Consider the following 15,438-nt stretch of genomic DNA (forward strand, 5'->3'; position numbering starts at 1 on the left):
GCCGACAACCGCAGCTCCAGCTGGTCACGCACCATCGCCGCCAGGTCCGCGAGCGTGGCCGAATCCGCCTCGCTGATCTCGCGGGGGCGGGTGTCGAGGACGTTGACCGTGCCCAGCCGGTACCCGTCGGCGGTGATGATCGGAGCGGCAGCGTAGAACCGCACCCCCATCGGGCCGGCGACCAGCGGGTTGGAGCAGGCGACCGGGTCCAGCAGGGTGTCGGGGATGACGGTGGTGTCATCGGTCAGGACCGCCGAGGCGCACAGGCCCGGGTCACGGCCGATCTCGGTGACGCCTTCCAGGCCGTGTGTGGCTTTGAACCAGATCCGGTCCTCGTCCACGATCGTCACCGTCGCCACCGGCACCTCGAACAGACGCGCCGCCAGCGCTGCGACTCGGTCGTAGGCGCCGTCTGGAGGGGTGTCGAGAATGTCGTAACGGCGCACCGCCGCCATCCGTGCCACCTCGGCCGACGCGGCCAGAGGTTCCTTCGGTGCTATCGCAGGCGGGCTCGCTTGCTCCGGCATAACCCTCGTCTCGCTCATCCCCCCCAGGAAGGCGCTGACCAGACAGTCAGCACCCCAGCACTGTACCGAAGACCAGCACGACGTCGAGCGGCGTGCGCGACCCCCAGGAGGCCGTGCACCGCACACCCTTCCAGGGGTGCCGGGGCCCTGCCGGTGTCAGCCGCTCGGCCAGGTCGCGTACGGCGTCCGGCCGCAGCGGCGGTACTGCGGCCGACCGGCCGGAGCGCCCCGGCCGCGTCGAGGCGGCCCAGCACGGGTGTTGCGGCCGGCGCACGGTCCCGGTGGTGGCGCCGACCACCGCCTCGGTGGAGTCCCGGCGGCGCACCTTGTAGAGCACGCGGGCTCCCGGCAGATGCCGCTGGCCGCTCCCCCGGATCACCAGCCCTTCGACGCCGGGCACTTGCGTGCGAGGGCGGGCGGCAGACCGGCCGCCGGAGACCGCGCACCGCTGGAGCGCCTCGAACTACATCTGGCCCTCCACCCACACGACCGGCTCGCCGTCGCGGACCGGACCGTTTGGCAGGTGGGCGTCCGTGTCCAATGAGATCAGGGAGCGGCTCTGCAGGAGGCTGCCGCGGCGCCCCGCGACCTGGCGCGGCCAGCGGTGTCACGGGCGTCATCACGTGATCAACGCACGGCCCGCTCGGGACCGTATCCGACACGTCGCGGTAGATAGCGACATGGCCCTGCCGGTTGCGGCAGGGCCATGCATATGTCTCGGTGAGGTGTCAGTGGGTGTCGTCGTAGGGCTCTCGGCTGCCGGACTTGGCCAGTCCGCGGCTGATCATGTAGCCGACGGTCAGGATCACGACGTAGAGCCATGCCTGATCGGCGCGGAAGTAGTCGCGGTGGCCGTCTTCGGTGCCCACGACCATGGAGGCGATCAGGACCGCTACCACGGAGGCGAGGTAGATGAAGAACTCCGTCGTCTTCAGCGCCGACTTCGTCTCCGTCGAGACTCGACGGGACCGGTGCGCGGCCGGGTCCGTGCTCGCGTTGTGGGCCGGGCCGCCGGTCGGGTTCACACTGCTCATGGGTAGGCATCCTTTTCCGTCGTGCGAAGCACCTGATGCACTCCACGGGGGGACCGCATCCAGATCGACGCTGTCCTCCCCGCAGATACCCGGCTACAGGAAAATAAACGGAGCATAAAACTCCGGTCGGGGGGCATCAGCCGATGCTCGTCCTGCCAGATGTGAATCCTCGCTCCTGGCGACCGCACGGTGGTCGCGAAGGCCTCCGCCGACCTGCACGCTGCGGTCGGCGTTCCCCAGGTTCAGGAGGCGCTGCCCGCGATCATCGACTGCCTGGCACACCCGTCTCGAACAGCACCGGACGGTCGTCACGTGGCTGCGGTGGGCGCTCGCGCAGGAGGAACGCATGATCCGGGAGCTGGAGCATCAGGCCGAGGACGAGCAGCGGCGCCGGGAGACCGCCCGCCGCGAACGCTCCTGGACCGTCACCGCCTCCCGGGCCGCCGAGGGGCACCCGGTGCTGCACCGGGGCAACCGCGGCCTCGCCCGCCACGGCTACGGAGACCTTCTCGACGCCTACGGCGTACGGGCGGCGGTCGAGGAGTACCCGGACCTGGAGATGTGCGAGGTCTGCCGCCCTGTCACAGCCTTGGCACCGACCAACCACCCACCCGCCCCCGGCCGCACGAGATCGAATTCCCCTGACCTTGGGCGGCCCCGGCCACGCTGCACCCCCGGCCGACGGCGATGGCCTCGCGTACGGTCGACGACCATGTGCGGGGAAGCCGGTCCTGCCTTGGTGATCTGCTGTTCCGATCCGCTCACCGTGCGGGCCAGGGCCCTGGCATGATCTTGGCCTCGCAGGCGGCGAACGCGTCGCGGTGCGGGCCCTGGGTCAGGCGCAGGGGCGCGGCCGGGAGGACCAGGCCGCTGTCCGGCCTGAAGCGTGTCGGTGACTCGGCCCGGTCCTGGTGCGGCTGGGGCGCTGCGGGGCCGATGGGCAGCGGGTTCCCGGGAGAGGCGTGGTGCTTGGTCCGGGCCAGCCGGCCGATCCATGTCGTGTCTGCATGGACCGAAGATCGTTCACGTTACGTGACCAACCAACGCAAAACACTCAAGACGCCTCGTATCGCCCGGACCGCCTCGGCACCGCGGGAGGCCCTTGTACGGGTACATCGCTGGCAGGGCTTCTCCTGCGAATCCCGTGTGGTCCATGCTCCCGCCCCGCGTTTCCCGCCCGTGCTGCTCATCGGTGGGGCGTTCCAGCGCAAGGAATCGTGGGGCCGCTGCGAGGAGGCGCTCCTCAAGAGCATGGACGTGGTCTCCGTGGATCCACCCGGCTGGGGCGCTGCCGACTTGCTGCCCGAGACCTACGGCGCTGACTTCCTCGCCGATGCTGTGTGCCACATGCTCGACGAGTGCGGTGTCGGGCGGGCCAACGTGCTGGCCGGCTCCTACGGAAGCGCCATCGGCTACGAGTTCGCCCGGCGTCACCCCGACCGGGTCGGACGCCTGGTCCTGTTCGGCACGATGACGGCCATCCCCGACCATGCGCAGGCAGCGATGCGCCGCACGCTGGAGTACCTGGCCGCAGGAGAGATGCAGACGTACGCGCACGCGCTGCTCGACCTCCTCATGACGCCGGAGCGCCTCGCGGACATCCCCAACGGCACCCTCATCCACAGACTGCTGGTGCGCCGTATCGTCACGGTTTCCCAGGCGGAAGTGCAGCAGATGACCACCAACACCCTGCGCCTGCTCAACCACCAGGCCCTCGACACCAGCGAGCCGCCGCGGGCGCCGGTCCTGACCGTGACCGGTGAATACGACTCGTTCACCACTCCGGAACTCTGCCGCCAGATGGCCGCGGCATGTGCTGACAGCTGGTACGCCGAGATCCGCGACGCCGACCACATGCTCATCTGGGAGCGGACCGCCGAAACCGCCGACCTGATCACCCGCTTCCTCGGCTGCCAGCCACTGGACGGCCTGCCCTACTGCCGCAGCGTCGAGCGAGTCTCACCGGCCACACCGGCCGTCGAACCCGTCCACACTCTCTGACCCAACGCATCACCCACCACGCCCGAAGCCGCCTCAGCGACCGCCCGCTCGCTCCTCCGGTCACGGGAAGCCGACCCGGACTGCAACCGCCGCGACACCGGCCTGGGGTACCGCCTCCGACTCGGGAGGGGGCGCCGCCGGCGCCACCTGGAACTGGTCCTGTACGCACCGAGGCCGCGTACGCAGGAACACTCCTGCGGACGGGGCCTCGCCGTATCCGCGCCGCCGGCCACGACTCGGGGGGCCGTCGATGGCGGCGCTGACGCCGGGCCCGGGTACGCGCGGCTCGCCGGGACCGGGTCGTGCAGGGCGCGGCCGCCGGGCCACCGACAGCTCGGTCGTCAGGGCGAAACCGTCGTCCCTCTCTTCCGGTAGGCCGTGATGTCGAGCAGCAGACCGTCCAGCGGGCCGCCGACCAGCACGGCGTTCCTCCTGGTGCGGTAGCGGGCGGCGTGGGGGGCGTCGTGGTCATGGCCGTATTGACGGGCGACGCCCTGCCTGTCGACGGCGGTTACAGCGCCCAGTAGCCTCCGTCTCACCCGGCGCCGGCACGGTCGGGAGCCGTGGGCGAGGAGGGCGCGCTCCTGGTGTGCCCCGCCGCCTTGTCCAGCCGCTCCTCGTGCCCCGGGCGGGGAGTCGACCCCGCATCCCGACACGGTGACGGAGCCGGCGCGGGCGTTGTGGAAGCGTTGGCCCATGCCGCACTCTCGCGTTGCCGTTCATGACCGGGCCGGAGTCCGAGTGAGACGCGCAGATTAATCCGCCATTTATTTATCGTGGCTCGTCGTCTCACGTTGCGCATACTTCCCGCCTGTTTCGCGAGTAGCCAGTCGAGCTTCGCCGGCTTTGGTGCACTGGTCGCGCCGTGATGCGCCGCCACAGGCCCGAGGTTAGTGCGCACCATTAAAAAGCGCGTTTCCTCGTATTTTATTATCGGCAGAGACGAGCTGTTTCACAAGATCCCTTGTCCGATAAAACATCACCCACAAGGATTACCTGCGCATGGTCCGCCCTCCTACCGAGAAAAGCCCATCTAGCCATCGAATAGCGATGGACAACAGAAAAGGAGGAGACAGCTATGAGCATGATTCAGACCGGCAAGGTGTCCTTGGACTCCAAGCACCCGGTGGAGACCCAGGGCGACGATCTCTCGACCTTCACCCGCGTCAACTTCCCCACGCATTTCCCCCAGGACACCGAGGTCATCGTCTTCGCCCAGGTGCAGACGTTCCACGGGCCCCACACGCCCGGTGTGCGCATCGCCAACGTCACCCGCACCGGCTTCCACATCCGCATGAATGAGCTGCTCGGCACGAATATCACGAGCGACGGTCCCCACGTACTGGAGGAGATCGGCTGGCTTGCCACGACCGTCTGATCCGGATTGATGGGGGTGTGGGCCGAGCAACAGGACCCTCAACGGGCCACAGGATTGCACCAGCCTATGGATACCGGAATCACCAGTGCACCCACACCCCTCCCGGCAAGCGTGCGTTCAGGCAACCGATAATGCCGCCAGCAGGTGCCGCCTGTAGTTCCGGTGAGTTTTTGTCATCAATTTGAGCTCGCTTTTCTCCCCCACTGTCTTTCCCTCTTCTCGCCCCGCATGTCAGTGGCCCCGTGCAATCCTGCCCCGGCCGGGACACCGCAGGTCGAGAACGGGGACAGGCCATCCCGTCCCGGCCTGCGGCTACGGTCACCCCTCAGCGGCGCGGCACCGCGCGCCAGCGCGCGAAGGGGGGACCATGACCCACGAACCCGGTTGGGGCGCCACCCCGAACCGGAGCCGGGCACCGCGGACACCACCTGGAACTACCCAGGCACACGCACCGAGACCCCGCCCGCAGGAAACACTCTTGCGGGCGGGGCCTCGTCGTACGCGCGACGCCGCCCACGACTCGGGGGCGGCCGTCGACGGCGGCACCGACGCCGCTTCCGCCCCAGGACCACACCCCACAGCTCGCCGCTGCGGCCGGCCCTGTTCTCGTACAACTGCGGCGAACGGACATGTAGCGCTGTGAGCGTTTCGCTCGGGCGCGCGCCGGCGGTGGTGGGGCGCAGGGCGTCGTGGCCCTGTCGAGGCTCGTGTCGTCAGGCGGCGGAGTCGGCCGTGAGCTGGTCCATGATGTCGGCCAGGTTGTAGTGGGCGCGTTTCTCGATGATCTTCCCGTCCTTGAACGTGAACAGGTTGAACATGGAGAAACGTACGCGCGCTCCGCGTGGGGGGATGCCGTAGTAGTCGCCGCCCTGATCTCCTTCGACCACGACGTAGGCGCCGACCTTGTCGGCTTCGGCGACGGTGTCGAGGACCGTCAGGCGAATGTCGGAAAAGGCGTCGAATTGCTTCTTCTCCGCGTCGACGAACCCTGCGGCGCCGGGCCGGGGGCTGTCGATCTGGGGGTGGAAGACGAAGTCCGGGTGGAACATGTCGGTGAGCGTGTCGTAGTCGCCCTGCTGGAGGGCCTCGTAGAAGCGGTGCACGAGGCCGGCGTGGGCTCCGGTGGACATGCGATCGGGTCCTTCTCTGTCGTTGCGGCACGGCGCAGGGGACGTTGCGAGGGGGTGCCCCCAGGGCCGGGGCTCGGCGCGCGGCGAGCCCGGTACTGCCACGAGTTCGGTTCCTGAGCCGCGGTCCGGGCTCAGGCGCGCTGCGCCCAGTCCTGGTCCAGGCGGTCGGTCAGGCCCGCGGCGGCGAAGGCTGCCTCCAGCTCCTCGCGGCCCTCGGTGAAGTGGGCCCAGCTGTCGTGGTGGACCGGGACGACGCGGCGGGCGTCGAGAATCCGGGTGGCCTCGGTGGCCTGAGCGCTGTCCAGGACGACCGGTCGGCCGTCGAAGAGCACGGGGAAGCGGGGTGCTCCGGCGAACAGGAGGGCCGTGTCGATCGGGGCGAAGCGCTCGGCGATCTCCCTGACCGCGTCGAGCGAGGCGTTGTCGCCGCTGACGTAGACCGTCGGCAGTCCCTCCCCCGTCAGGACGAAGCCGACGACCTGGCCGGTGACGGGCTCGATCTCCTCGCGCGGGCCGGGGCCGTGGATGGCAGGGACTCCGGTCACCGTGATGGTCCCGCCGCCCGGACGCTCCAGCTCGGTCGACTCCCAGTCGGCCAGGCCCTTGGCCTTCACCCCGAGGCGCTTGCCGCCACCGGGGGTGGTGAGAGTGAGGGGGACGTCGGCGAGCAGGGCGCGGCCGGAGGTGTCGAGGTTGTCGGCGTGCTCGTCGTGGGAGAGCAGGACCACGTCGATGGGGCCGAGCTCGGCGGGTGTGGTGGTGGAGGGGGCGGTCTTGGTCAGGGTCGGGCCACCCGGCGTGGCGTAGTCGCCGGGGCCGTCGAAGGTCGGGTCGGTCAGGAAGCGCAGGCCGCCGTACTCGAACAGGGCGGTCGGACCACCGAACGTGCGGACCGGGAACCGGTTGGCGTTGAGCTGGGACATCACGTCTCCGTTTCTCACGAAAAAAACCTGCGGTTAACGTGACTGCAGGCTAGGCAGGCATCACGGAAAAATGCAAGCGCTACCATGAGAGGCATGGACGACACCCTGGCTCCCGACCTGGCACGGACCGCTCTGCCCCCGGCACCGGGCGCCGACCGGTACCGTTCCCTGGACTTCGCCGACACCGCCGCCACCCTGCCCGCCGGCCAGAGCTACGACCTGCTCGCCGCCCCGGAATCCGCCATGCGCTGGCTCGCCGCCCACGACCTGACCACCCCGGACGTGCAGCTGTACGAGGTGTGCGCACAGCGGATGCGCACGCTGCGCGGCCACGTCCGCGCCCTGTTCGCCGCCCGCGTCGGCACCACCACCCCGCCCGAGGAATCCCTGCGCGCCGTGAACGAGGCCCTCACGGCCGTGCCCACCGCCCCCCTCCTCGCCTGGGACGGGGACCGGGGGCTGCGCCGTATCCAGGCGCACCCCACGGACCAGGCCGTCAACCACGCGCTGGCGACCCTCGCCGCCGACGCCGCCGACCTGCTCACCGGTCCCGACGCCGACATCCTCGCCGCCTGCGGATCAGCCCCCTGCGACCGGTTTCTCCTGCGCACCCACGGCCGGCGCCACTGGTGCTCCACACGCTGCGGCGACCGTGCCCGCGCCGCCCGCGCCTACGCCCGGCGCAACGGCGCCTCGGACTGACGCACCACCCCCGGGGCCCTCCTGCGGACCGCCCGGCAGCCACACGAAACACCTCCAGCAGGCTGTTACCGGTTGCCAACCGACCGCCGGGCACTTGCTCACTGAAGATCACTACTTCGACTCCGCCGCCGCGCGGGCGGCGAGTCCGTCGTCCAGATCCAGCCCGACCGGATCATCCCCCGGCAAGCGCAAGGGACAGAACCCCTCCGCCGCCGGCATCTCCCGGGCGCCCGCGGCCACGCCAAGTGCGAGGCGTACCCCGAAGCCGCCGAACAGGCCCACGCCGACTTCCCCGCCATGGACGACGGAGCGGTTGCCGGGCCCCGTACCCAAGGAGAAGTCCTCAGATCGCACTGAGCTACTTGTCCCCTCCCCGTAGCCGGACCGGAAAAGGGGCGGCTACTTCGGCGGAGCCGGCGGCCGGATGAGCAACGTCGAGGCGACCGTCGTCGCGGGAGGGTGGCGGGCCGGCGGCCACCGCGTCGTCCACCGACGCACTCGGCACCTCGGCCCAACGCCTTGCCCGGCTCGATCCGCTCCACCACCGGGGCGATCGCGTCGTACATGCGGCGGGCCGGCAGGTTCTGGCCAGCGGCATTCGAGTCGTTTCACGGCGACGGCACGGGGCTCTGTCTCACAAGCGGTGTGCAAGATCGACGGTCCCGCCACGACTTCTTGCTGCTAATGATCGTTTACGGGCGGGGGCAAGGCGAACCGGATGTGCGACCGCCGAGACGGAACGCCCCGCCTCCCCCGACGTCGGTCACTCCACGACGGCGACGACGACCTCGCGGTGCGCGAGGAGCGGCACGATGCGTCCCACGGCCAGCCGCCGGAAGTGGTCGCTCGACCGGTGGGCCTCCAGCGCGGCGTGGTCGGCGTAGCGTTCGACCAGGATGATCTCGCCGTCCTGCCCGTCGTACGCTTCGTAGCCGAGGCAGCCCGCCTCGGCGCGGGATTCCACGGCCAGCTGCTCCAGGGCGGCGGTGACGGCCGACCGGGTGCCCGGGCCGGGCTGCCAGCGGGCGACCACCACGACCTGGCCGGTGCGGGCACCGGCCAGTGGCCAGTGGAGGCCGTCAGGAAGCATCGCGGAGCACCTTCACCAGGGCCTCGCCGACGCCGGTGGCCGAGGCCGGGTTCTGGCCGGTGACCAGGCGGCCGTCGACCACCACGTGCGGCTCCCAGTCGGCGGCGCCGGTGTGCTTGGCGCCCCGCTCCTCCAGGGTGCTCTGGAGCAGGAAGGGTACGACGTCGGTGAGCCCGGCGGCAGCCTCCTCGGAGTTGGTGAAGCCGGCCACGTTCTTTCCGGCGACCAGGTAGGAGCCGTCGGAGAGGGTGATGTTCACCAGTCCGGCCGGTCCGTGGCAGACGGCGGCGACCGCGCCGCCCGCCTCGTAGACGTCCCGGGCGATGCCGGCCAGAGTGCGGTCGTCGGGGAAGTCCCACATGGTGCCGTGGCCGCCGACGTAGACGATCGCCGCGTAGTCGGCCGCGTCGAGGTCCTGGACGCGCAGGGTGGCGTCCAGCTTGCGGGCCATCTCCGGGTCGTCCAGGAACGCCTGCTGCACCGGGTCGGTGAGGTCGGCTCCGTCCATCGGAGGACGGCCACCGGCCGGCGAGGCCAGGTCGACCTGGAAGCCCGCCTCGGACAGCACCTTCCACGGATGGGCGGCCTCGGGCAGGTAGAAGCCGGTGCTGCGACCGGTGTCACCGAGCCGGTCGTGGCTGGTCAGCACCAGCAGGACGGTACGCGTGCCGGACATGGAGAACTCCTTGCAGAGAGGGGATGAGGTGCACAGGGCCGCGGGGACGGGACCCGGCATGCCTCGACGGTAGGACGAGCGCCCCCTGAGCCACCAATGGGAGAATGCGTCTACTCCCATCGGAAAACCGATGGCAGTGGGCTGCTCCCGCGCGGGGACAGGGGAAGGGGACGGACGCGATGGACCTGTCGTTGATGCGGACCTTCGTGGCCGCGTACCGCACCGGTTCGCTCACCGCCGCCGCCCGCCAGGTGGGCCTGTCCCAGTCGACCGTGACCGCGCAGATCCGTTCCCTGGAGCAGCAGTTGGGGGCACAGCTCTTCCGCCGGGTGGCGCGCGGAGTGGTGCCGACCACCGTCGCCGACGAACTGGCCGCCGAGACCGCTCCGCACGTGGACGCTCTGGTCGCCATCGGCGAGCGGGGGGTGGCGGGCCCGGCCGATCCCTTCGCGCAGCCGGTGCACCTGGCCGGCCCTGCCGAGCTCACTGCCGTCCGCGTGCTCCCGGCGCTGGCCCCGCTGGTCCGTCGGGGCCTGAGGCTGCGGGTTACGCTCGGCCTGGCCGACGAGCTGCTCGCCGGGCTGTCGGCCGGCCGCTTCCACCTGGTCGTCTCCAGCATCCGGCCACGCGGCCGGGCGGTGGTCGCCGTGCCGCTGATGGACGAGGAATTCGTACTGGTGGGCGCCCCGGATCTGGCCGCCGGGATCGACAGCGCCCGGTTGGCGGCCGGGGATCCGGCACCGCTTCGCGACCTCCCGCTGCTCTCCTATGCCGAGGACCGGCCGATCGTCCGCCGCTACTGGCGGTCCGTTTTCGGCACCCGCTCCAGCCAGATCCCGGCAGTCGTCGTGCCCGACCTGAGGGCCGTGCTGTCGGCGGTGGTGGCAGGCGCCGGAGTCACCGTGCTGCCGTACTACCTGTGCGCGTCCGAACTGGCCGCCGGGGACCTCGTACCCCTCCTGGAGCCGGAGGTCCCGCCGCTGAACACCCTGTTCCTCGCGTGCCGGGCGGACGCCGTGGACACCCCGTCGGTCACGGCCGTACGCACCCGACTGCTGGACCGAGCCCGCGACTGGTGAGTTGGCGCGGGAGCCCTACACCAGGCCTCTCCCGGCATCGGCGTACTCGACCTCGCCCTGACGGCTCGGGGAATCGCCCTCTCCTCGCCCCCGCCCTCTCAGGACCCCGGTCCACCCACTGAACGGGAACGGGGAGGGGAGGGGAAGGGGCCGGGAGTTGGACCTGTCGGTCAGCTCCCCGGAGGGCCGCTGCGTGTCATCGGCGCCGCTCGGCTGGTCACCGCCCTTTACCCGGTTGGGTTACGGACCGTTCGACCCGGCCCTTGCACCTGGCGGACAGCGATGGGGTGGTGTTCGTCCAGGCAGTCCCACAGCGCCGGCGCCACTGCCTTCAGCGCTCGGAGGTGCCGCAGCAGTCGGGAAAGTCATGGCGAGGCGCAGGATGCCGGCCACCTCTTCGGGGCGCTCGTTGGTGAAGAAATGCCCTCCGGCGAGGGTGTGGACGCGGAGCGGGGCGCGGGTGAGTTCCTGCCACGCCTGGACGCTGCCCGGGTTCGTGAGCGGGTCGCGGTCGCCCATGAGCGCGACGATGGGGCAGCGAACACCCGGGGGCGTGCCGGGACGGTAGCGGGCGTGGGCCGCCAGGTCCGCTCGGATCACGGGGAGGAACAGCTGTCGTAGCAGCGGATGGTCCAGCAGCTCCGCGTCGATGCCTCCCAACTCTCGCACGAGATGGACGACCTGTTCATCGGAGACTGTTGTCCGGCCGAAGGGGAGGGCGAGGTGCGAGGGGGCGGGGTGCCCGGAGACAGCGAGGACCAGCCGGCCCTGGTCCGCCGTTCGCCGGACGACTTCGTAGGCCACCGCCGCGCCGAGGCTGTGTCCGAAGATCAGGACCGGGTCCCCGCCGCGCCAGCGGGCGAAGGCGGGGGCCACATCATCGGCCAGTCGGTGGAGGTCCGTGAACAGGGGCTCCCGATGCCGTTCCGCCCGGCCCGGGTACTGGACGCACGCCGTACGGGCGTCGCCGGACAGGTGGGACGCCAGGTGCCGATAGGAGTCGGCGGAGCCCCCGGAGTGCGGGAAGAAGAGGACGCTCCAGCGCCCTGCTCCGGCTGCGGGCCGGCCGGAGGTGCCGGGCGATGGGTACGGACGTATCCAGGGCAGGGCGTCGGGCATGCCGGTGGGTCCTCCGTTCGCGGTGCGGGGCGGGCCGGGCTCAGATACTGCGGAGCTGGGTGAGCGTCTGGTTCAGTTCGTCGCGCAGGATGGTGCCCGCCGTTTCGGCGTCCGAGCCCGCGATGGCGTCCACCAGAGCGGCGTGGCCGGCGTCGCCGTGGTTCGGCTGATCGGTACGGAGGTCGAGGAGTTCCACCAGGTCGATGAGGGCCTGGCGGAGAACGGGCAGAAACTCGGTGAAGAGGCCCGTGAGCACGGGGTTGTGCGCGGCGGCCACGACCGCCGCGTGGAGGGCGATGTCGGCGTCGACGAACTCGGTGGTGTCGCCGTCGCCGGCCTCGCGGCGGCGGGCCAAGGCCGCGTGGATGACGGTGAGGTCGTCCTCGGTTCGACGCCGCGCGGCGAGCTGGGCGGCTTCGACCTCGATGAGCATGCGGACTTCGTAGATGTCGGTGATGGCCGCCTGACGCAGCCGGGTCGGCCAGTCCTCGGCCGGTTCGGTGGCGATGACGAACACGCCGGCGCCTTGGCGGGCCTGCACGAGGCCGGCTCCCGCGAGAGCGCGCAGGGCCTCCCGGACGGTGGAGCGGCCGACACCGAGCGTCTTGGCCAGGGTCGTCTCGGCGGGGAGCTTGGTGCCGACGGGCCAGTGGCCTCCCGTGATCTGGTCACGCAGATGCTGCGTGGCCTGTTCCACCAGAGGGCTGGGGCGGAGGGCGCCAAGTGGCATGTTCTTCACCTATCGGGTTGTCTGAGGAGCTGAACTGTGGTTAGTGTACCGGCCATGACACCGCGTGCCCTCCTCCTCGGTCGCCGCTGCGGGGCCTGACCTGACCGGCTCCCCGCAGCGGGGCCGTGCTGTGCCGGTCAACCACTGGTCGACCGAAGGAAGTTCAGAGTCATGGAATCCCCGTCCAGCACGGCCTTCCCCACCCTGCGCACGCCGTCAGGCGACGTCCCCGCGGGCGCACCGTCCTGGAACCCGCAGCGGCCGAGCGCGATGCCGCACCACCGCTACCGGTCCGCTCACGAGCGGGTCCCACTGCCCCTGCGGGAGCGGTCCTGGCCGTCCCGCCGGCTCCTGGAGGCGCCGCTGTGGGTGCCGGTCGACCTGCGCGACGGCAACCAGGCCCTGGCCGAGCCCATGGACATCCCCCGCAAGCGCCGGATGTTCGACCTGCTGTGCGCCATGGGCTTCAAGGAGATCGAGGTCGGCTACCCCTCCGCCAGCCAGACCGACTTCGACTTCGTACGTCACCTCGCCGACAGCGGCGCGGTCCCCGAGGACGTCACCATCTCCGTCTTCACCGCCGCCCGGCGGGACCTGATCGACCGGACCATCGCCTCCGTCGAGGGCCTGCCCCGGACCCTGGTCCACCTGTACACGGCCACCGCGCCCACCTGGCGGGACGTGGTCCTGGGGAGGACCCGTGACGAGGTGCACGCGCTGATCCGGGAGGCCGCGACGTACCTGATGCGGCGCGCCGAGGAGCGGCCCGGGGCCGACATCCGCTTCGAGTTCTCGCCCGAGGTCTTCAACCTCACCGAGCCGGACTTCATCCTGGAGGTCTGCAACGGACTGACGGACCTGTGGGAGGCGAGCCCTGACCGGCCGGTCGTCCACAACCTGCCGGCGACGGTGGAGATCGCGACCCCCAACGTGTACGCCGACCAGATCGAGTACATGCACCGCCACCTCGCGCGCCGCGAGTCGGTGATCCTCTCCGTGCACCCGCACAACGACCGCGGCACCGGCGTCGCCTGCGCCGAACTGGCCGTCCTGGCCGGCGCGCAGCGCGTCGAGGGCTGCCTCTTCGGCAACGGCGAGCGAACCGGCAACGTCGACCTGGTCACCCTGGCCCTGAACCTCTACGCCCAGGGCGTGAACCCGATGCTGGACTTCTCCGACATCGACGCCGTGCGCGACGTGGTCGAGCACTGCACCCGGCTGCCGGTCCACCCCCGCCACCCCTACGGCGGCGAACTCGTGCACACGGCCTTCTCCGGTACGCACCAGGACGCCATCTCCAAGGGTATGGCCCACCACGCCCGGCAGGCCCGTGCGCTCGGAGTGCCGGCCGACCGGGCGCCGTGGGCCGTGCCGTACCTGCCCATCGACCCGGGTGACATCGGCCGCACGTACGAAGAGGTCATCCGCATCAACTCGCAGTCCGGCAAGGGCGGCATCGCCCATCTGCTCCAGGTCCACCACGGCCTGGACCTGCCGAAGGCGATGCGTCCGGACTTCTCCCACACGGTGCAGCAGGTCACCGACGCCAGCGGACTCGAGCTCTCCCACAAGGACCTGTGGGAGCTCTTCCACCGCACCTACATCGCGCCCGCCCAGGACGGGCCGGTCACCCTGGCGTCCTGGCAGACCGGCCAGACGGGCCCCGCCGAGCACGAGTTCCGCTGCGCCCTGGCCGTCGACGGTACGGAGCGCGCGTACCGGGGCACGGGCAACGGCCCGCTGGCGGCGCTCGCCGACGCCCTCGGCGCGGCCGGCATCGACGTCGACATCCTCACCTACGCCGAACACGCCACCGCCGCAGGACCCGGCAGCCCCGCCGTGGCCTATGCCGAGTGCCGCGTGGCGGACACCACGGTCTGGGGCGCGGGATGGGACACCTCCATCCTCGCCGCCTCGGTGCACGCCGTCATGGCCGCGGTCAACCGGGAACGGCAGGCGCGGTCGTGAGCGGTGCACCCGTCCTCCGCGTCACCGATGTGGACTTCGTCCGCGACGGCAACCCGATCCTGCACGACGTCTCCCTGACCGTGCGCCCCGGCGAGCACTGGGCGCTCCTGGGCTCCAACGGCGCGGGCAAGAGCACCCTGCTCTCCCTTCTGGGAGCGCTCGCGCACCCCACCCGGGGGACGGTCGAGGTCCTGGGAGAGCTCCTCGGCCGGGTGGACATGCGCCGGCTGCGCTCACACGTGGGACACGTGGACCCCCGGCATCCCCTGCGCTCCCCCCTGACGGTGCGGGACGTGGTGCTGACCGGCCTGACGAACAGTGTCGAGCGGGTGCCCCGGTGGTCCCCCACCGACGACGAGACCGCCAGGGCCGGGGAACTCATCGGGCTGCTCGGCCTCGGCGACCGGCCGGAGGCACGCTGGCCGGTGCTCTCCCAGGGGCAGCGGACCCGCGCGCTCATCGCCCGGTCCCTGATGCCCCGGCCACGGCTGCTCCTGCTCGACGAGCCCGCCACCGGCCTGGACGTCGCGGGCAGGGAACAGCTCATCGACCGCCTGGACGCGCTCGCCCAAGCCCATCCCGAGCTGGCGACGGTGCTGGTCACCCATCACCTGGAGGAGCTTCCGCCCGGGACGACGCACGCGATGCTCCTGCGCGACGGCCGGTGCCTGGCCGCGGGACGGGCCGAGGACGTCCTGACCGGTGACGAGGTCAGTGCCTGCTTCGACCATCCGGTCCGGCTCACGCGCGTCGACGGCCGGTGGAGCGTACGGACGAGGCATCCGGCCGCCGTGCGGTGACCGGGCCGGCGGTGGGCCGGGACGGCCGGTGGTGACGGGCGGCAAATGGTGGTGACGGGGGGCCGGGCGGCTGTGCGCCGCCCGGCCTCTCAGGCGGCCGGCGCGAGCGTGGCGCCGGCCTCCGCGACCGCCTGACGGGCCTTGTCCCAGTCCCCGCCGAAGTGATCGGACAGCGCGTGCAGCCAGCGTTCGAGGCCGAAGCCGACACAACTGGTGGAGGCCACGGCGCCGTCCGCGGTCGTGATGGCGCACCGCTCACCGAAGAAGACGAAGTGACTGTT

At 71.1% G+C, this 15,438-nt stretch carries 18 protein-coding genes and 1 pseudogene; 7 read left to right on the plus strand and 12 right to left on the minus strand.

The annotated features are described in order from the left end of the window. The 3 genes from RIF68_RS08275 to RIF68_RS08285 form a co-directional block, all read right to left on the minus strand. A partial coding sequence (locus tag RIF68_RS08275) for a GAF domain-containing protein (RefSeq protein WP_309050487.1) occupies positions 1-455 on the minus strand: 455 nt, incomplete at its 3' end. Between the two features lie 118 nt (positions 456-573). Further along, positions 574-927: a hypothetical protein gene (locus RIF68_RS08280; protein WP_309050488.1), complete on the minus strand. Its 354-nt coding sequence runs from the start codon at positions 925-927 to the stop codon at positions 574-576. Between the two features lie 328 nt (positions 928-1,255). Next, entirely contained in the window at positions 1,256-1,561 is a 306-nt protein-coding gene (locus tag RIF68_RS08285; protein WP_309050489.1) for a hypothetical protein, read from the minus strand. Positions 1,562-1,907: 346 nt separating this feature from the next. Between RIF68_RS08285 and RIF68_RS08290 the strand changes: the two genes are divergently transcribed. Both RIF68_RS08290 and RIF68_RS08295 read left to right on the plus strand, forming a co-directional pair. Further along, complete coding sequence (locus RIF68_RS08290; RefSeq protein WP_309050490.1) at positions 1,908-2,351, plus strand: hypothetical protein; 444 nt, start codon at positions 1,908-1,910, stop codon at positions 2,349-2,351. Between the two features lie 356 nt (positions 2,352-2,707). Continuing rightward, complete coding sequence (locus RIF68_RS08295) at positions 2,708-3,562, plus strand: alpha/beta hydrolase (protein ID WP_309050491.1); 855 nt, start codon at positions 2,708-2,710, stop codon at positions 3,560-3,562. A gap of 341 nt (positions 3,563-3,903) precedes the next feature. Here RIF68_RS08295 and RIF68_RS08300 read toward each other — a convergent pair whose 3' ends face one another. Beyond that, the gene (locus RIF68_RS08300) at positions 3,904-4,101 is read right to left on the minus strand and encodes a hypothetical protein (RefSeq protein WP_309050492.1); all 198 of its coding nucleotides are present in this window, start codon (positions 4,099-4,101) and stop codon (positions 3,904-3,906) included. A gap of 539 nt (positions 4,102-4,640) precedes the next feature. Here RIF68_RS08300 and RIF68_RS08305 point away from each other — a divergent pair. Beyond that, on the plus strand, positions 4,641-4,940 hold the full coding sequence (locus RIF68_RS08305; protein WP_309050493.1) for a hypothetical protein: 300 nt from the start codon (positions 4,641-4,643) through the stop codon (positions 4,938-4,940). A gap of 713 nt (positions 4,941-5,653) precedes the next feature. Here the strand turns inward: RIF68_RS08305 and RIF68_RS08310 are convergent. Together RIF68_RS08310 and RIF68_RS08315 are read right to left on the minus strand one after the other, a co-directional pair. Continuing rightward, on the minus strand, positions 5,654-6,070 hold the full coding sequence (locus RIF68_RS08310) for an ester cyclase (protein ID WP_309050494.1): 417 nt from the start codon (positions 6,068-6,070) through the stop codon (positions 5,654-5,656). Positions 6,071-6,201: 131 nt separating this feature from the next. Beyond that, positions 6,202-6,993: an MBL fold metallo-hydrolase gene (locus RIF68_RS08315; RefSeq protein WP_309050495.1), complete on the minus strand. Its 792-nt coding sequence runs from the start codon at positions 6,991-6,993 to the stop codon at positions 6,202-6,204. Between the two features lie 93 nt (positions 6,994-7,086). Between RIF68_RS08315 and RIF68_RS08320 the strand changes: the two genes are divergently transcribed. Beyond that, positions 7,087-7,695, plus strand: a complete 609-nt coding sequence (locus tag RIF68_RS08320) for an ABATE domain-containing protein (protein WP_309050496.1) — start codon at positions 7,087-7,089, stop codon at positions 7,693-7,695. 111 nt (positions 7,696-7,806) lie between these two features. Here the strand turns inward: RIF68_RS08320 and RIF68_RS08325 are convergent, their stop codons facing one another. The 3 genes from RIF68_RS08325 to RIF68_RS08335 all read right to left on the minus strand — a co-directional run bounded on the left by RIF68_RS08325 (position 7,807) and on the right by RIF68_RS08335 (position 9,461). Next, positions 7,807-7,977: a hypothetical protein gene (locus RIF68_RS08325; protein ID WP_309050497.1), complete on the minus strand. Its 171-nt coding sequence runs from the start codon at positions 7,975-7,977 to the stop codon at positions 7,807-7,809. A gap of 481 nt (positions 7,978-8,458) precedes the next feature. Beyond that, on the minus strand, positions 8,459-8,785 hold the full coding sequence (locus RIF68_RS08330; protein ID WP_309050498.1) for a putative quinol monooxygenase: 327 nt from the start codon (positions 8,783-8,785) through the stop codon (positions 8,459-8,461). Next, positions 8,775-9,461: a type 1 glutamine amidotransferase domain-containing protein gene (locus RIF68_RS08335; protein WP_309050499.1), complete on the minus strand. Its 687-nt coding sequence runs from the start codon at positions 9,459-9,461 to the stop codon at positions 8,775-8,777. Before RIF68_RS08335 ends, RIF68_RS08330 begins: the two co-directional genes overlap by 11 nt. A gap of 179 nt (positions 9,462-9,640) precedes the next feature. On the opposite strand from RIF68_RS08335, the gene RIF68_RS08340 reads away from it, so the two are divergent. After that, positions 9,641-10,540 (plus strand): LysR family transcriptional regulator, encoded by a 900-nt coding sequence (locus RIF68_RS08340; RefSeq protein ID WP_309050500.1) that lies wholly within the window; start codon positions 9,641-9,643, stop codon positions 10,538-10,540. A gap of 240 nt (positions 10,541-10,780) precedes the next feature. Here RIF68_RS08340 and RIF68_RS08345 read toward each other — a convergent pair whose 3' ends face one another. Together RIF68_RS08345 and RIF68_RS08350 are read right to left on the minus strand one after the other, a co-directional pair. After that, positions 10,781-11,659, minus strand: coding sequence for an alpha/beta fold hydrolase (locus tag RIF68_RS08345; protein ID WP_309050501.1), 879 nt, complete (start codon positions 11,657-11,659; stop codon positions 10,781-10,783). Between the two features lie 40 nt (positions 11,660-11,699). Continuing rightward, a complete protein-coding gene (locus RIF68_RS08350) occupies positions 11,700-12,389 on the minus strand; it encodes an FCD domain-containing protein (RefSeq protein ID WP_309050502.1) in 690 nt (229 codons plus the stop codon). A 171-nt stretch (positions 12,390-12,560) separates the two neighbouring features. Between RIF68_RS08350 and leuA the strand changes: the two genes are divergently transcribed. Continuing rightward, positions 12,561-14,357 carry a 2-isopropylmalate synthase gene (gene leuA / locus RIF68_RS08355; RefSeq protein WP_309050503.1) on the plus strand — a complete coding sequence of 599 codons (1,797 nt, stop codon included), beginning with the start codon at positions 12,561-12,563 and terminating at the stop codon, positions 14,355-14,357. Beyond that, positions 14,354-15,157 carry an ATP-binding cassette domain-containing protein gene (locus RIF68_RS08360; protein ID WP_309050504.1) on the plus strand — a complete coding sequence of 268 codons (804 nt, stop codon included), beginning with the start codon at positions 14,354-14,356 and terminating at the stop codon, positions 15,155-15,157. The genes leuA and RIF68_RS08360 overlap by 4 nt, the downstream gene beginning before the upstream one ends. 89 nt (positions 15,158-15,246) lie before the next feature. On the opposite strand, the pseudogene RIF68_RS08365 reads toward RIF68_RS08360, so the two are convergent. Further along, positions 15,247-15,438: pseudogene (locus tag RIF68_RS08365) on the minus strand (hypothetical protein); the annotation flags it as partial.

This window comes from Streptomyces sp. (genome assembly GCF_031178505.1).
GTDB classification, from domain to species: domain Bacteria; phylum Actinomycetota; class Actinomycetes; order Streptomycetales; family Streptomycetaceae; genus Streptomyces; species Streptomyces gulbargensis.

Bases quoted from the DNA above. Each gene is read 5' to 3' on its own strand.
- RIF68_RS08350 (WP_309050502.1), bottom strand. From the start codon at position 12,389: ATGCCACTTGGCGCCCTCCGCCCCAGCCCTCTGGTGGAACAGGCCACG.
- RIF68_RS08330 (WP_309050498.1), bottom strand. From the start codon at position 8,785: ATGCTTCCTGACGGCCTCCACTGGCCACTGGCCGGTGCCCGCACCGGC.
- RIF68_RS08315 (WP_309050495.1), bottom strand. From the start codon at position 6,993: ATGTCCCAGCTCAACGCCAACCGGTTCCCGGTCCGCACGTTCGGTGGT.
- RIF68_RS08345 (WP_309050501.1), bottom strand. From the start codon at position 11,659: ATGCCCGACGCCCTGCCCTGGATACGTCCGTACCCATCGCCCGGCACC.
- RIF68_RS08335 (WP_309050499.1), bottom strand. From the start codon at position 9,461: ATGTCCGGCACGCGTACCGTCCTGCTGGTGCTGACCAGCCACGACCGG.
- RIF68_RS08310 (WP_309050494.1), bottom strand. From the start codon at position 6,070: ATGTCCACCGGAGCCCACGCCGGCCTCGTGCACCGCTTCTACGAGGCC.
- RIF68_RS08320 (WP_309050496.1), top strand. From the start codon at position 7,087: ATGGACGACACCCTGGCTCCCGACCTGGCACGGACCGCTCTGCCCCCG.
- RIF68_RS08285 (WP_309050489.1), bottom strand. From the start codon at position 1,561: ATGAGCAGTGTGAACCCGACCGGCGGCCCGGCCCACAACGCGAGCACG.
- RIF68_RS08290 (WP_309050490.1), top strand. From the start codon at position 1,908: ATGATCCGGGAGCTGGAGCATCAGGCCGAGGACGAGCAGCGGCGCCGG.
- RIF68_RS08340 (WP_309050500.1), top strand. From the start codon at position 9,641: ATGGACCTGTCGTTGATGCGGACCTTCGTGGCCGCGTACCGCACCGGT.
- leuA (WP_309050503.1), top strand. From the start codon at position 12,561: ATGGAATCCCCGTCCAGCACGGCCTTCCCCACCCTGCGCACGCCGTCA.
- RIF68_RS08305 (WP_309050493.1), top strand. From the start codon at position 4,641: ATGAGCATGATTCAGACCGGCAAGGTGTCCTTGGACTCCAAGCACCCG.